Source organism: Psychrobacter sp. JCM 18900 (genome assembly GCF_904846625.1).
GTDB lineage: Bacteria > Pseudomonadota > Gammaproteobacteria > Pseudomonadales > Moraxellaceae > Psychrobacter.
This window is the reverse complement of sequence record NZ_CAJHBL010000001.1, coordinates 229,294-244,660: the sequence shown is the minus strand read 5'-3', so window position 1 is coordinate 244,660 and position 15,367 is coordinate 229,294. Positions and strand designations below refer to the sequence as shown.

Genomic DNA, 15,367 nt, shown 5'->3' with positions numbered 1-15,367 from the left:
TAGCGATAGCAACGGTCGAGTGCTATGTTCAGCAGCCGTCATCATGCACCATTGCGATCATCCGCGATGATAGTAACGCATAAAACAGTAAAGCAAATAATACAGATGTCTGTTTATCTGGTCATCAAAAATCATATGGCTAGATTGGATAAAGATAGGACATCTAAACAGTAAGCCTAATTTATATAGCAATTTTACCTTACTGTGTTAATAGCGAAAAATGACCGTAAATCATATACGGTCATTTTTTAGTCATTACATTCGTTAATGTGACGACTATCGAATGTTCACTAATAAATTTTCACTAATAAAAACCAGTGAACATTCTAATTAAACGCTTTCGATCGTGCCAGCAGGTAATACTGAAATAACAGAAGCACGTTGTACTTTTACGTCAGTATTGTTGTTTAGGCTCACAACGGCATAATCGCCTTCGATTGCTTTGATACGACCCATTAAACCACCAGCGAAAATGATTTCACTACCAACGGTTAATGCGTTAACCATGGCACGGTGTTCTTTGGTACGCTTAGACTGCGGGCGAATGACCAAGAAGTAAAAAATCGCAAAAAACGCAACAGGCAGTAAAATCTGACCGAATAGACCTGCAGCACCTGCAGTCTCTGGCGCAGCATGGGCAGCTTGAATAAATAAGCTCATAATATCTCTCAATAAGTCATAGACAATAATAAAATTAGACGCATAGTAACAAAAAATCCCAGACTTGGTAACTGTTAATCATAGGCTGAGCGTGTTTTTCTTAGCGTAAGGCATACTATCAGCCAACGGATAGGACAACAATGTTTTTACTATATTCAGATAATCCATATAAAGCTTCAGTCTAAATAACTGTCATGAATTGGCTAGTAAAGATGTCGTCATACAACCGTTAATAGTAGGGTAATAAAAGTCATCAAAAAACAAAAACTTAAAAATGGCGACTTATTGTGAAATGGTATCATCAATGCTACTATCAAATGGCAATGACTGCCTGTATTTAGTATGCTATATATTGAACCATATTACGGCTTTTTAAAGCATAGTATGGCTTTGAAATAGCGATTAAATCAGCTTTGAGTAACTATTTATACGATAGACAGATATCTTTTATTATTTTGTTAATGATAATCTGAAAATCAATATAAATTGCTCATGACATTATCTTCCTTTTACTCTTTTTAGGTTACCTAACTTGTTCACCACTTTTATGTTTGTACCTCGTTTATGTCGTCCGCGCGCTCATCGTAAAGACGCATCTGCAGAACCTCCCCCGAGAATGACGACTAGTTCTCGATTTGGTTATACTTCTTTTTCAGCACTATCTGCATTAGCAATTCTTATGCTACCGCAGGCAGTGTGGGCAGCTGGTGCTGTATCAACATCCAGCGAGGCGGCAGCACCAACTGCGCTTAGCGTTTCTTTATTGATATTTTTTGTCTTACTCGCCATTGGTGTCTCTTTTGTCTGTTCATTAGCAGAGTCTGTTTTACTGAGCATGACACCATCGTTTATTGCGGATGTGCAAGAAACCAGTCCAAAAAAAGCAGAAATGCTTAAAAGTCTCAAAGTGGACAATATTGACCAGTCGCTAGCTGCTATTTTAACGTTAAATACCGTTGCCCATACACTTGGCTCTATCGGTGCGGGTGCACAGGCTACGATCGTCTTTGGTAGTGCGTGGTTTGGTCTGTTTTCTGCCCTCATGACGCTTGCTATCTTATTCTTGTCTGAGATTATCCCAAAAACTTTGGGTACGGTTTACTGGCGTCAGCTAAGTGGTTTGGTTGCTTATTTCGTTCGTGGCATCATCCTGCTGCTATACCCGTTAATCTGGTTCTCAGAGCGTCTGACGAAACTATTGGTTCGTGGTAAAGAACCGCAAACATTTAGCCGCCGCGAATTTGCTGCTCTTGCTAGTATCGGCGAAGAGTCAGGTCAAATTGACCCACTAGAGTCGCGTATCATTCGTAACTTGCTCGCGTTTGGCGCTATTAAAGTCGAAGATATCATGACACCGCGCTCGGTGATGCTCGCATTTGAAGAGAATAAAACCGTCGCTGAGCTATTGGTTGATCGTCCAAAGCTGACGTTTTCTCGCTTGCCAATCTATGATGGTGATTTGGATAACATTACAGGCTTTGTCCTAAAAACGGACATGCTACTGGCTAAAGTTAACCATGCTATGCACAAGCCGTTGACGCAATTTCAGCGCGACATCACCTTTGTTTTCTCTAAAATGAAGCTGTTTGATTTATTAGAGTTGATGCTAAAAAACCGTATTCATATTGCGATTACAGTCGGTGAATATGGTGAAGTTAAAGGGCTTGTCACGTTAGAAGATGTGTTTGAGACATTGTTAGGTCTTGAGATTGTTGATGAGATAGACCGCGTCGAAGACATGCAAGCCTTGGCTCGTCAGATGATGGATAGACGGGTAGAGCGTTTGGGTATGAAGCTCAGCGATGATGAGCAGTATGAAGACAGTAACAGTGAACCTAAGTCCTAACGAAACCTTAACTATGCCCTAATGAAGCCAAACTCTAGCGTTGATAGCTTAACCATAGTATTGACGGTTCTAAAGATTGATGGTTTAAAAATGGTCAGCTCATTATGGGCTGACTATCAAGCTAGAGCTACAAAGCATCTAACCGTTTGAGCTAGAATTTACAGCATAAAATGTTAAGAACATTTGATTTGATAGCTTGGGTTTCTATTCGCAATAATTACACAGGGTGTCACATGGCTGTGAGAATTCGATGATAGGCTCGGCATATGATATGAGTATACTTATATAGATATATCTATACAGATACACTGCCAAAATAAATGATAAAAGAGCGTTAATCGTCACTATATGACACTAACGAAAAAAATATCGCTAAGGATTATCATGAAAAAATTATTGGGAAATAGGCTATTAGCTCTATTGGTGAAAAGCGCCAGCATCACTGCAATTGTAGCAGTAGCCAGCACCATCAGTATCAATGCACAAGCGGCTACTATGACCGAAGATTTGGTACAGAACTATGCCGCCGCAATGAAAGCATCAGCGAATAGCCAAAGTATCAATCAGGTATCGCGCCTTGTGTCAGATGACGCGCTTATTTCTTTATCTAGAAAAGGTAAATCTACCAGTTTAGATAAAGATGCGTATTTAAAGCTGCTGCAAAACAGTTGGAATGATACGTCTAATTATCGCTATGATATTTCGGTAGACAACGTGGTTATTACTGGTTCACAAGCCAAAGCCAATGTGACGACCAATGAAAGCTGGGTAAAAAATGGTCAGCAAGTATCATTTGTCACCACATCTCGTGTGACCTTGACCTTATCTACTGGTAATGCAGTGCTCTTGCGTGCAGTGTCTCAGGTGGCTATTAATTAAGTCATCATCGAGCAAGTAAGACTCAAAATACAATAGGTAACATAGACAATAGCTGATTGAGCTAGCTGCGATTTTGACCTATAAAAAGTCTTAGCTGGATAATAATAGTCATTACTTAGTTTTATAGGCTACTTGAGCGTCTATTATTATCTTTTATATTAGGCTAGTCTTTGCTTTACATTGCATACTATACTATCCATCAACTTTATCTTATTAATTTCTGTCGTTAGGAAACCTCCAATATCATGTCTACTGTGCTATCACACTCTCGCTCATTTATTGCGTTGCCATTGACGCTTGCGGTATCCACTTTACTGATTAGTGCGTGTAGCAATACATCAGCGGTAAAAAACAAAGGTGCGACCAATAGCTCATCTGTCATCACCAAAAGTCCTGCCAATCAAGGGGCTAATACAGGTAGTGCAGACTACTCAACTGCGTTTTTAGATGCAGAGAGTTTGGATGAGTTGGCTGACTTGTTAGAAGCCACTGACATGACCATGGTAGAAGGTAACCAACTTGCTATTCAGCAATATGGTGATTTGTGGAATCGTCTACGCGCAGGCTACCGCATGAATGGTGGTAAGCCAATCTATAATCAGCGTATTGAAGGTCAAAAAAGTTGGTTTACCAGTAGACAGGATTATCTAAATCGCCTAACTGCACGTGCCAGTCGTTATATCTATCATACGGTACGAGAGGCAGAGCGTCGCAACATCCCAACAGAGCTTGCCTTGCTACCGGTTATCGAAAGCTCTTACGATCCAAGTGGTACGAGTAGTGCGGCAGCTGCAGGCTTATGGCAGTTTATCCCGAGTACAGGCCGTATCTACGGCTTGAACCAAAGCAGTACTTACGATGGTCGCCGCGATGTTATCGAATCGACACGTGCTGCCTATGACTTCTTGACAGCACTGCACAACCAGTTTGGTAGTTGGGAGCTAGCATTGGCTGCTTATAACGCTGGCCCTGGCCGTGTACAGAAAGCAATCGATGCCAATGCAGCGCGCGGACTACCAACAGATTACTGGTCACTTCAATTACCGACTGAAACGATGAACTATGTGCCGCGTTTCTTAGCTGTAGCCGAAATCGTCGCTAAGCCTGAGCAGTATGGTGTATATCTACCAGCTATCGCTAACCGTCAGCATTTCCGCAGTGTACCTGTTAACTATGGTGTGAGCTTGGCAGAAGTATCGCAGTTGACTGGCGTTAGCTACGATGAGCTAGAGCGTCTAAATACTGCACTGACATCAGGCCGTGTTGATTCTTCAGGTCCACAGCGTATCATCATTCCAAACGACGTCAGCCTTAATGCCGATGCCAAACTAAGTGGGCTCAGAGGTAACGGTACAGGCAATGTGCTCGCTTCAAACAATGCAAGTAGCTCAAGTACGACAGCGACTACGCCAAGTTACAATAACAAACCATATACTGCCTCATCTCTGCCATCGACTGGTAGTGCATTGGCTGATTATGCCGCTAGCGCAAGTGTACCGCAGCAGACTACAAGCTATATCTCACCATCTGCGACACCGACTAGCAGTTCGGTATACAGCGGCAATTCCTCAGCTCGTACTGAGCCACCGCTGACCACCGCAGAGACTAACAAAATCAATGCTGAGCTTAAGAGCAGTAACAGCTTACCGACCACCTCAGCTCAGATTACTCAGAACAATACGATTGTCCAAGAGCCACCGCTTAGCAAAGAAGAGCGTGATTTCATCGCCAATCAAATCCGTAGAAATACTTCTGAGACCAATGTCATCAATGCTGATGGCAACATTAATCTATCAGCCGTACAGACGCAGCAGTCTATCTTAGAAGCGAGCGGCGCAGAGAAAAAACTTAGCTTTGCCAAAACCTCGGTAAGTAAGCCAAAACCACAAGGCACGCGTACCACTTATACGGTAAAACGTGGCGATACGCTTTCGAACATTGCGAGTCGAGCAGGGGTCAGCTGGCGTGATATCGCAGAATGGAACCAGATAGATGCCAGTGCCAATCTGCTCTCTGGCAGTACGTTATATCTATATAATGCCAAGACTATCGAGCCATTGAGTACTGCTAACAACGCCGCCGCTAGTCAGCCTGATAGTTATGTTGTACAAGGTGGTGATACGCTCATTGGTACGGCCAATCGTTTTGGCTTATCGGTCACTCAGCTAGCCAGTTATAATAACCTGAGCAGCCGTGCTGATCTGCTTAGAGGTCAAAAATTATGGCTCATACCGGGTAAAGTAACTGCACCGGCGACGACACCTGCAGCGCCTTCTACCAAGCCGAGTAAATCAAGCACTGCGACCAAAAACTATAAAGTAAAAGCAGGAGATGGCTTAATTGCATTGGCACGTCAATTCAATGTGTCGACAGATACTTTAGCCAGTCTAAATGGTATTAACAGCACAAGTTCGCTGTATGTTGGTCAGACGCTTAAAGTGCCAGCCAGTGTTGATTTTGATGCTGCAAGCACGACAAGTGCTAGTAGTAACAGCTCAAGCTCAGTCGCGACCACCAATTACAAAGTAAAGTCAGGTGATACGCTGATTGGTATTGCGAACAGCATCGGAGTGAGTGCAACGGAGCTGGCTGCAGTAAATAGCAACTTTGATGCAAAAGCTCGCTTGCAACGTGGTCAAACGATTAAAGTACCTGCTTCTAAAGAATTGGTCGATCGTCAGTTGAATGACAAAGCGGTCAGCTACAAAGTAAAATCAGGTGATACATTAACGGGTGTCGCCAAACGTTACAATATTGGCTTAAGTGATTTGGCATCAGCAAATAACTTGAATACCAACTCGAATCTGATACTGGGCCGTACTATCACTATTCCTGCTAGCGGCAGTGTTGCAAGTCCATCTAGTAGCAGCCAAAGCAGCAGCTCTGCTAGTAGTAACAGTAGTAGCTCAGCAAGCAGTGGTACGAAATTAGGTAATACTGAAAACTACAAAGTTAAATCTGGTGATGGCTTAATTGCTTTAGCACGTCAGTTTGGCATCTCAGTAGAGGACTTAGCAGCGACCAATGATCTAGCGACCAATGCTCAGCTACAACGCGGCCAAACGCTTAAAGTACCAAAAGCGACAGTAAGCTACACGGTTGGTTCGGGCGATAGCTTGATTGGTCTAGCACGTAAATATGGCGTATCAACACAAGAGCTGGCTGATATGAACAATATTGCCGCTGATACGATGTTGCAGCGTGGTCAGCGTCTGACAGTTCCAAATCGCTAATGAATAAAATATTAATGGATACCGTTTAAACAAGGCGTCATTAATATTGACTGTTAATCGTATCGCACAAAAAAAGCTGCTCTTTATAAGAGCAGCTTTTTTATTTAACAAGAATAAATAACTGTGAAGGTTTAGCTTGCAAACCGCCTAGTAATAGCTACAAACTAGACCGTCTGAGTTTTAATAGTCTCAAGATAGCTTCTGATATTACTGACATAATGCATGGCTTGACCATAACGGCTATTCGACGCTCTATTATCTGCTAAATAAGCATAGACATTCGCCCAGCTCTTATCATCGATACCTTGAGCTCGTAGTTCACGTTGGATTCTTTTTACCGCATTGGGACCCATGTTATAACCTGCAAGGGCAAACCAGATACGGTCAGTTTTTGGCACGTCAGAGAAGTCCGCTTTCACTTGCTCTAGATAGCGTGCACCGCCACCAATGCTTTGGTAAGGATCGACACGGTCTGAGACGCCCATCGCTTTTGCAGTGTTGTTGGTCAGCATCATTAACCCGCGTACGCCAGTCGGCGAGACAGCGTTGGCATCAAGATGTGATTCTTGATAACCCATCGCGACCAATAGTTCCCAATCATGATTATAATTGCGTGCTTGCTCTTCAAATGAAGATTGATAGTCCGGTAACTTTTCCGTCAACGTTCTTTGGAAATGATCCTGACTATAGGCATCTTTAAGCAAGTTTTGATTGTAGAACGCGGCAAGTTTCTGTGTGTTTTGTAGCTTGATGCTGTCGCACAAAAAGTAACTGGCCTTTCTTGATAGTGGGTCATTGGATGAGCTGAACGTCCAACTTACCTTAGGATGTAGACCATTTTTAGTCAGACTAGAGTCATAACCGCAGCTGACATTGATAGACGATAGGTTCAGCTGGCTTTTTAGCTTGGTGCTAGCCGTAGTCAACGCCATGTCAGCGTTGCCGGTTCTTAATGCTTTTAGCGCCGCTTCTTCACTGGCGTAGGCTTTTAGATTGATATCGACACCGAGCTCGTCGGCATAAGTGCGCACCAGATCAAACCCAAAACCATGTTGGAAGCCATCGGTAGCAAAGTAAGTGCTATCGCCTGGTACCGCAGCAATGGTCAAGGTGTTTTCCAGCATGACATTGTCATAGGCTGGTACCGATGTGTTCATGGTCGTCAAACTCTCAGCGGGCAACGAGAGTAGAGCGATGCTAGAGATTTGTGCCAGCTTCTTGGTTCTGGCAAAACGATTAAACGCAATAGGGGTAACGGATGAAACGATGTTACTTTTGGTGTTTAGTAGGCGTTTAGATGGACGCAGTAAATAAGAAATACGGCGTTTGGCCCCTTGCGCAGATACTTTTACACGATAAGTAATACGCTGCATGGATGTCTCCTGATTTTAGCCATCCTTCTTACCGCAAAAACACGTATAAATATATATGCATAATATTGACATATATCGATATCGTGTCTTAAATAGAGCGGCATTTTTAATAGGATAAATGCCACTCTATCTTGTTTGATTATAGCGCCACTAGCGTACTCTCTCTAAGAGTTAGTGGGATAGTTTGTCGTCAGCCAGCTATCGATATGTCATAAAAATGTTCTAAACCGTGCTTATAAGTACTGGTTTAAAATACTGAACGCACAACGACGCGAAGGATATAAATCAGATGATTCCTTCATCGATAACTAAATATGGCTAGTGGCCAAACAACTATATATCAAACATAGGTAAGGTCATGATTAAGTTATTGAGACAAAAACATAGCTTGAAACATTGATGTAAGGTTTTGCTAATGAGGCAAATACATTCATCTGTTTTAACTATGCTAACTTTGATGGCTGGCTATACTTTGAATCACTAATATTAAGTTACTAGTAATAGGATAGCTGGCTACTAAAGTTGTTTGTCCAGCAATGAGGGTAAGCAAAATAACCAAGATTGATAGTTTATAGCGGTCTATCAAACTGACTATGTCATACCGTCATCGCGACACCAAAAATAAAAAATACCATATCGCTAACATATATAGTGCAAACATAGTATTTCAATGGGTAGCGGCTTAAAATCTTATCGCTGATATAGCATGATAAAGTCTTAAACAACTACCAGCATTATTTTAGTGCCATAACCGGAAGCTGTAATAATGGGAAGTTTCATGACAAAACGTTCTTTCTTACGGGTAGTAATATGCGGTTACTAATTGCATTATTCAAGTGGAGTTAAGAAAAAAGCGATAAAACTTAACAATTGAGATATAAACGGTTAATTTTCCAGATATTTGGTACATAATAATCAAAAATAGAATAACAAAGTTCAAATAGTAGTCAAACTAGACTTTATGCTTATGGTGTGACTATAGCTGTTAACAAGTCTAGTTTGGCTTTTAAACTATCGTTTTCTTTACAAGTTTTTCTCTATCAATGACAATTATTTAAACTAGTTTTTTAAGTAGCTACTTTATGCTGGGTTTTCGATATCGATAAAGGTAACTGGTAGGCCAAATTTTTGAGCGACTATCTCTCCTAACGCTTGAATACCGCCACGCTCCGTTGCATGATGACCACAAGCAAAATAGTCAATCCCAAGCTCACGCGCGCTATGCGTAGTACGCTCAGATATCTCACCTGAGATAAACACATCACAGCCCATAGTAGCAGCCTGCTCAATCATATCCTGCGCACCGCCCGTACATATACCCACACGTTCGATCAACCTGCTACTCGTCTGAGCAGAAGCGTCTGCATGATACTCAGCTGAGATATGTAATGGCGCGCGACCTAAGGCCTGAGTAATGGTTGCAATGAGATCGTCAGCAGTTTGCGGTGTGCAAGTGGCGATATTGCCAACAGGATGGGATTCGGTAGGATAGAGCGCACCAATAATCGTCATGCCGAGCATGTCAGCAAGTTTTGCGTTGTTGCCAGAGATTGGGTGTGCATCAAGCGGTAGATGATAACCAATCATAGAGATACCGTGTTGCATCAGTTTGCGCACGCGTCGACCTTTCATCCCAGTGAGCGGTGCAGGTTCGCCTTTCCAGAAGTATCCATGATGCACCATAATCGCATCGGCATTGTCAGCGATCGCAGCATCAATTAGGGCTTCACAAGCAGTGACACCAGTGACAATACGTTGAATCGGTTGTCCACCATCGACTTGTAGGCCATTTGGCGCATAGTCTTTAAACGCGCTGGTAGATAAGTAGTCGTCACAGAACTGTGTCAACGCCTGAGCGCTGATGCTTTGAGTATTGGATTCAGCTGTCGTATGATTTGCAGTCATTATGTTTTCCTGTCATCAATAAAATGTATGTCGTAAGGTGCTATAGATTAATTAAGCAAAAATTATGTATTATCTGTCATGTTTGAGAGTGTTTGGTTTTGCTCTTTTGACTTTATGTTCAATTCTCGAAATGCTGAAGTGTCGAGTATCGTAAAAGCTATTTTAACATGCCGTTGTAAGCAAGCAGACAAGCTAGATAACTGAAATGGTACACGATACGTTACTATTTACTGGTATTGCGGTTATAATTTATACACGTGAGTCTGCCTAGCTGTATAGCATTCGACCATCCGATGAATGAGTCAATATTAGCTAAGCGGTCGCTATTATCTCACTTTGTTTTTCACTGTCTGTTTGCAATAAATTTATAGAGGTTTTATATGTCGTCATCCCGGAACACCAATAACAAGGCGTCTTTATTAAAATGGTTACCTTGGGTCTTATTGCTGCTAGTGTTGGCAGCGTTTATCTGGTTGTTCACGAGTATGAAGTCGACGTCGGAGGCCACATGGGAGCCGCCGAGAACCCCGCCTGCTGAGCAGCAAGCAGCAGAACCAGTGTCGGACACGCCAGCGCCTATCTCTTCTTATCATAATGCGGTGGCGCGTGCGTCGCAGTCTGTAGTCAATATCTATACGACACAAACGATGACCGAGCATCCTTATATGGATGATCCCGTACTGCGCCGGTTTTTTGAATATCATGGTGGCCCATCACAAGAGCAGGGCAATACCAATTTAGGCTCTGGTGTGATCGTATCAGAAGATGGCTATATCGTGACCAATGCCCATGTGATCGAAAAGGCCGATGAGATCACAGTCGCGTTTAATGATGGTCGTAAGAGCCGTGCTAGAATCATCGGCACAGATCCTGATAGTGACCTAGCTGTGATCAAGGTCGATATGACAGGGCTGACGCCACTTGGCTTCCGCGAAGATCCGATTCGTGTGGGCGATTTGGCGCTAGCAATTGGTAATCCATTTGGCGTAGGTCAGACAGTGACGCAGGGGATTATCTCAGCGACTGGTCGTACTGGACTGGGCGTTAATAAGTTTGAAGACTTTATCCAGACTGATGCGGCGATTAATCCGGGTAACTCAGGCGGCGCACTGGTCGATGCTCATGGCGAGCTAGTCGGTATCAACACCGTCATATTCTCGCGCTCTGGTGGCTCGATGGGTATTGGCTTTGCGATTCCAACAGCACTGGTTGAGCAGGTGATGAATGCCTTGATTAAAGACGGCCGTGTCAGTCGTGGCTGGTTGGGTATCGAGATTCAGTCACAGCTACGTGATCCAACGCAGCTAGAGACATCAACAGGCGTAGAGGTACTAAACGTCATTGATAATAGTCCAGCGGCAAAAAGTGGTCTACGCGTCGGTGATATCGTCCTAACCATCGACGATGTCGAGATGACAGATGCCAATACCTTGATTCAGTATGTTGCTCGTAAGCCACCAAATACTGAACTGGATGCGCAGATACTACGTCAAGGTAAAAACGCCCAAGTAAAAATCACGCTAGAAGAGCGTCCAGCACAAGAACCACTTGAGCGTCCTGTTGTACTACAAAATGAGAGCATGGGTGGAATGGAGCAACCAAACATTCAAGGCGATGAAGAAACGCCGATGATGTCAAAGGCAGAGCGTGATCGTATGCGTGAGGAGCTGATGAAACTGTTTGAACAAGATGCCGCGTCGCAATAAGTCGTAGTTACTGTTACCACTATGTGCTGACTCATAATGTATGTATGAGACAGTACATGCATTTAGCTGATAGCATAAAAAAGCGCGCTCCTTATTTAAAGGAGCGCGCTTTTTGTTGGAGCTGATTTTTCTGAAACTAGAAGGCTATCTTTATCTATATATAACCCTCTATTCATAGTCATTAAGCCTATAACCCTGCTATAACTTTTCAATCGGATCATGATTGATGTAGATGACACCTTGTACACGGCAACAGCAGGGCAGGATTTCATCTTCTTCAATCATCGCCAGTGGGTCAAATGGATAATCGACTGTATGCGAGCTAGCAATACGCTTGACTCGGCAACTACCACAATAGCCTTCGCGGCATTGATAGTTTACCTCGTGTCCGGTGCGTAGCAATCCATCTAGCAGACTCTCGTCATCGTGTAGATAGAACTGCTTTTTACTGGTCATTACCCAAGTCATCGTGAATCCTATTGGGATATGTCTGTGCTACTGCTATCCCTACTATTAACCCATAAGATGATTACAGCGGTAAAAATTTTATAATTTAAAATTTTTACCGCTTAAGCCCTTATCATTCAAAGTCTTTCTGCCTCAAAGCTCTTACAACTCAGCTCTTATAATTCAGACTTTTACAGCTCAAAGCTCTTACAATTCAAAGTCATCAAAATCACTGTCTGATAAGTCAGAGTCAATCTGACCGACCAAGTACGAGCTAATCTCAGTCTCTTGCGGTGCTACTTGCACATTGTCAGACGACAACCACGTGTTGATCCACGGGATTGGGTTTGATTTTGAGTTCGGGAACGCCGCTGGCAAGCCGACCGTTTCCATACGCAAGTTAGTGATGTATTCGATATATTGGCAAAGGATATCTTTGTTTAAACCAATCATCGAGCCATCTTTGAACAGGTAGCCTGCCCATTCTTTTTCTTGCTCAGCAGCTTTGCGGAAGATTTCGATGCTTTCTTCATAACACTCTGCGGCAATCTCGACCATCTCAGGATCGTCACGACCATTACGCATGAGGTTTAGCATATGCTGCGTGCCCGTCAAATGCAGTGCTTCATCACGAGCGATTAGCTTAATGATTTTGGCATTACCTTCCATTAATTTACGTTCAGCAAACGCAAACGAGCAAGCGAAAGATACATAGAAACGAATGGCTTCTAGGACGTTGACCGCCATGATGCATAGATACATCTGCTTTTTCAGTGATCTTAAATCAACCGTCACTTGCTCGCCATTGATATTATGCGTACCTGGACCGTACAAGCTATATAGCTGCGAGTTGCGGTACAGCTCATCATAGTACTGGGCGATATCAGAGGCACGGCCCAAGATGTGCTCGTTTTGCATGATGTCATCAAAGATAATATTTGGGTCATTGACGATATTACGGATGATATGCGTATAGCTGCGTGAGTGAATGGTCTCAGAGAACGACCATGTCTCAATCCACGTCTCAAGCTCAGGGATAGACACGAGCGGCAGTAGCACCACGTTTGGACTACGACCTTGGATAGAATCGAGTAGGGTCTGGTACTTGAGGTTGCTCAAAAATATGTGCTGCTCATGCGACGATAGATTGCTAAAGTCGATACGATCGCGTGATACATCGACTTCTTCTGGACGCCAAAAGAACGATAGCTGCTTTTCAATCAACTGCTCAAAGATAGGGTGTTTTTGTTGGTCATAGCGCGCCACGTTGACGGGCTGACCAAAGAACATCGGCTCTTTTAGCGCATTGTTTGGCGTTTGAGAAAAAATCGAGTAAGTCATGGGACTGCCTTTATAATTGATACGGTTATTAATTTATAGGGGTGTGACTGGTTTTGATTTGAGGTTATGACACGTTTTTGGATTATAGCGTTTTAGCTTAGAGGTTCTCTAGTGATATCTGTGATGACTCTTGCCCATCGTTCATATAGGCTTTGAATATCTCGCTCAGCTCACTATCATCGAGTGCTTCTAATTCATCAAGTGCGCTTTTGCGTAGGGTGCTCACATCAGAATCTTCCGCTGCTGTTTTTAAGTCTTTTTTAGCTGCTCTCGATACTGGTTTTTTGGCCGCTTTTGTCACACTTTTTTTGGCGACAGTTGTCTTTGGTGCTTCATTCACACCTAACTGCTGACGCACCTCTGCAATATCAACCTCGACTTGTACGATATACGAGCCACCATCGTTTAGGTCTGAAAATACATTTGGGATAAACAAACCACCGTCTTTGATGATTGCGGTATATTGCACATGACCTCCGTCGTTTTAATTCTATCTGTATGTTTTAATTATAACAGTAGCCAATCCCGCCTACCGCTTGTATCTGCCTTGCCGCTGGCGTGCAGTCTATCGTGTCTGATCGCATTCCTGTTGTCTCGATACTACGCTCAGCCACGGACTGCATCGCCATCGTCGTCAGCAGGATACCGCTATAGTCGGGGCTAAACGACCTTGTTTGAGCGGCGCTTGTCTTTCTTATAAATATCGCTATTTATGCTTATTCTGTAGGGTGCTTTTTAAGCACCTTTTAATTTATTCCGTAAAATCGGTGCGCTAGGCGCACGCTACAACTTTCTATGCTTTAGAGTAGGTTAGTGTCGAGGCACGAGACCCAACAAAGACTCAAACCGTTGGGTTTCCTTCGTCAACCCAACCTACGTGCTGTTCTGTAGGTTAGATATCGTAAGCTCTACCCAATCTATGCTAGTTAATAGATTCAATATCACTTATAGTTTGGGCGTATACAAATCTATCTTTATTTTCAAATATTTTCTTATTTAACTCAATTACTTCTGTTTGTTCTAGTTCATGGAAAGTCACAAGAGGTTCGGTCAATATAATGTTGTCAGCTTCTTTTTTATGAAAATTGAAATATGCCGTCATAGACTTTATGTATTCTTCTTCATAAGGATTTGCTACTAACTCAATCATAACTTTTGGTGAAATTGGAAGCTGTACAAAAAACTCGTTTTCATCGAATTTTTGATTAAAACATGGGTCATCTGAGGTAATGAAATTGATATCAGAAATATTATTATAAATTTTAATGCTGTAAAGTCTGGAAATCAAAGAAGTATGAGCTCTTTCGCTTAAACATTGTATGAAAAGCAATGTGTAACTTCTAAGTTCCGGTTGTGTAAAATCTAAGCCTTTAAAAATTGGAGACTGCTGATTAACATCTAGAAATCTATTGATTTTTCTAGGTGTTTTAAAAAGTTGAAACACAAAAAAGTGGATTAAAGCGTAATAGTCATATAAAAATATTTTTGATTTAGGCTTTAGAATTATTTTTTTAATGACTTTACTAAATTCCGCTTCTTCAACAGCGAATTTATCTTCTAGAAAGTTAAAAGAAAACTTCTTCTTTAAGTCAACTATTTCTTCAGAACAGTTATTTTCAATTGTGTCTAGAAAGTTAAAACCATTGTGAATTACGAGTATATTTCTAATTACATAATTATAGGTAGATGTATTATCTAGGCTCATTTGTCTCAAATGTTCTTCAAAAAAAGATATTTGATACGATGTAAGAGGGGTTAACTTATACAAGTCTTTTTCATAAGCTATAGACTTTGTTAGCGACGGAAAAGTTTTATCGCCATCCCAAACAATAATTTTTTTAACATTGTTATACCAACTTTTTAGATAAAACTGACTCACAAAGTGATGTTTGCGCTTTAAGTTCATAGGGTTTACTCATAGAGTTAAACTATTAGTTTTATGACATGAGTAGATAGTTCTACTCACGTCATAATCAT

At 42.2% G+C, this 15,367-nt stretch carries 12 protein-coding genes; 4 read left to right on the top strand and 8 right to left on the bottom strand.

Translation table 11 applies throughout. The features are described 5' to 3' along the window. Positions 1–330: 330 nt before the first annotated feature. Positions 331–660 carry a preprotein translocase subunit YajC gene (yajC, locus tag JMX96_RS00955; RefSeq protein ID WP_057759529.1) on the bottom strand — a complete coding sequence of 110 codons (330 nt, stop codon included), beginning with the start codon at positions 658–660 and terminating at the stop codon, positions 331–333. 547 nt (positions 661–1,207) lie between these two features. Between yajC and JMX96_RS00950 the strand changes: the two genes are divergently transcribed. The 3 genes from JMX96_RS00950 to JMX96_RS00940 all read left to right on the top strand — a co-directional run bounded on the left by JMX96_RS00950 (position 1,208) and on the right by JMX96_RS00940 (position 6,618). After that, the gene (locus JMX96_RS00950) at positions 1,208–2,506 is read left to right on the top strand and encodes a CNNM domain-containing protein (protein ID WP_179797489.1); all 1,299 of its coding nucleotides are present in this window, start codon (positions 1,208–1,210) and stop codon (positions 2,504–2,506) included. Positions 2,507–2,890: 384 nt separating this feature from the next. Continuing rightward, entirely contained in the window at positions 2,891–3,385 is a 495-nt protein-coding gene (locus JMX96_RS00945) for a hypothetical protein (RefSeq protein ID WP_101205368.1), read from the top strand. A 245-nt stretch (positions 3,386–3,630) separates the two neighbouring features. After that, a complete protein-coding gene (locus JMX96_RS00940; protein ID WP_201566707.1) occupies positions 3,631–6,618 on the top strand; it encodes a LysM peptidoglycan-binding domain-containing protein in 2,988 nt (995 codons plus the stop codon). Positions 6,619–6,782: 164 nt separating this feature from the next. On the opposite strand, the gene JMX96_RS00935 is transcribed toward JMX96_RS00940, so the two are convergent. Continuing rightward, on the bottom strand, positions 6,783–7,991 hold the full coding sequence (locus JMX96_RS00935) for a transglycosylase SLT domain-containing protein (RefSeq protein WP_201566704.1): 1,209 nt from the start codon (positions 7,989–7,991) through the stop codon (positions 6,783–6,785). Positions 7,992–9,071: 1,080 nt separating this feature from the next. Further along, complete coding sequence (locus tag JMX96_RS00930) at positions 9,072–9,896, bottom strand: Nif3-like dinuclear metal center hexameric protein (protein WP_201566701.1); 825 nt, start codon at positions 9,894–9,896, stop codon at positions 9,072–9,074. Between the two features lie 380 nt (positions 9,897–10,276). Between JMX96_RS00930 and JMX96_RS00925 the strand changes: the two genes are divergently transcribed. Further along, positions 10,277–11,602 (top strand): S1C family serine protease, encoded by a 1,326-nt coding sequence (locus tag JMX96_RS00925; protein WP_201566687.1) that lies wholly within the window; start codon positions 10,277–10,279, stop codon positions 11,600–11,602. A 198-nt stretch (positions 11,603–11,800) separates the two neighbouring features. On the opposite strand, the gene yfaE is transcribed toward JMX96_RS00925, so the two are convergent. From yfaE to JMX96_RS00905, 5 genes are all read right to left on the bottom strand, one after another. Next, positions 11,801–12,070, bottom strand: a complete 270-nt coding sequence (yfaE, locus tag JMX96_RS00920; RefSeq protein ID WP_101205363.1) for a class I ribonucleotide reductase maintenance protein YfaE — start codon at positions 12,068–12,070, stop codon at positions 11,801–11,803. 186 nt (positions 12,071–12,256) lie between these two features. Beyond that, a complete protein-coding gene (gene nrdB / locus JMX96_RS00915; RefSeq protein ID WP_057759544.1) occupies positions 12,257–13,390 on the bottom strand; it encodes a class Ia ribonucleoside-diphosphate reductase subunit beta in 1,134 nt (377 codons plus the stop codon). Positions 13,391–13,487: 97 nt separating this feature from the next. Next, positions 13,488–13,859: a hypothetical protein gene (locus tag JMX96_RS00910; RefSeq protein WP_201566685.1), complete on the bottom strand. Its 372-nt coding sequence runs from the start codon at positions 13,857–13,859 to the stop codon at positions 13,488–13,490. 34 nt (positions 13,860–13,893) lie between these two features. Continuing rightward, positions 13,894–14,019: a hypothetical protein gene (locus tag JMX96_RS13660; protein ID WP_261862785.1), complete on the bottom strand. Its 126-nt coding sequence runs from the start codon at positions 14,017–14,019 to the stop codon at positions 13,894–13,896. Between the two features lie 293 nt (positions 14,020–14,312). Next, positions 14,313–15,296: a DUF4238 domain-containing protein gene (locus JMX96_RS00905; protein ID WP_201566683.1), complete on the bottom strand. Its 984-nt coding sequence runs from the start codon at positions 15,294–15,296 to the stop codon at positions 14,313–14,315. Positions 15,297–15,367: the final 71 nt, after the last annotated feature.